The sequence below is a fragment of the Candidatus Similichlamydia epinepheli genome (genome assembly GCF_003056015.1).
The window spans coordinates 1-1091 of record NZ_PPEU01000153.1 but is presented as its reverse complement, the minus strand read 5'-3'; the positions used below and the strand labels follow the sequence as shown (position 1 = coordinate 1091).

Annotated in this window: 2 protein-coding genes; both read right to left on the bottom strand. The window is 37.9% G+C overall.

What is annotated here, in order from left to right; genetic code table 11:
• Positions 1-582: cysteine--tRNA ligase (locus GCCT14_RS05085; RefSeq protein WP_478209995.1), on the bottom strand; the 582-nt coding region annotated here is incomplete at its 3' end.
• Positions 576-1091 (bottom strand): hypothetical protein (locus tag GCCT14_RS05080; protein ID WP_157952650.1); only part of this gene is annotated, 516 nt, incomplete at its 5' end. The genes GCCT14_RS05085 and GCCT14_RS05080, both read right to left, overlap by 7 nt.

Below are 1091 nucleotides of genomic sequence, written 5' to 3'. Positions count from 1 at the left end.
CGCTTTCCACAGAACGAAGTCGGCAATTGAATCTTTTTCGTATTCATCTTGCTCAATTCGTTGTGAAGCACCAGGTTCAAGATTTTCTTTTTTTATCCTAGCAAGGTTTCCATACTCAGGAAAACGTTCTATAGAAAAATAAACACTTCCATCTGAACTTTTATATGCAAACCCTTTCGATTCTAAACAACGAATCATCTCAATCATTTCATCGATGTAGTCAGTTGCATTTGGATAATGTTCCACACGTTGGATACGCAATACTTCAGCATCCTCTAAAAAAGCATCTTTAAAAGGGCGAGTAAATTCCGAGATGGTTTGACCATTAACAGATACTTTCTTAATTATCTTATCTTCGACGTCTGTGAAATTCATTACTTGAACCACATTAAATCCAGACCAGATCAAAACACGTCTAAGAATATCTTCTGCAAGGAAAGTACGAAAGTTCCCCAAATGAGCAAAGTCATATACAGTAGGTCCACAAGTGTAAAGTCTGAAAATTCCATCCTTTGACGCAGATAAAGGTCTCAAAGACTTAGACTGAGTGTCCATTAAAAGAAAGGGTCGATCTTTCAACATATTTTTTCTAAGAGATGATATGCAACTTTTCCAATTCCCGTTAAAGGGATAGCATTCAGTTTGCGAGTTTCAGAAATAACCTGCACCAGAAAAGGATACACTTGCTCTATCTCTTCATTTGCTATTTCTAGATTGAGATCGAAAGTAGTTACTAGTAATAAGTTTTTAGATGGTCTCTTTCCCTTTTTTATAGGACAAAGAGCTAACAAAGGTCCTGGCATGAAGTGACGCTTGTTGCTCAACCACTGTTTTCGTAGTGCTAGTTGAGTCAATATTCTCTCCAAATCAAACAGAGAAACAGATTGATTCCCTACACGAATGGAACGACCACGAGGGCAAGTAACGAAAAGTGAATTCTCCGAATCAAGAAATCCTCGGTCACCTGTATCAAACCACCTTCTCTGTCCATCAAAATAGAACCCTTCGTCCTCAGATTCGACTCCTATATAACCTGGAAAGACCGTATCACCAGAAAGAAGTATCATTCCTTCTTTATTTTTAGAGACGTG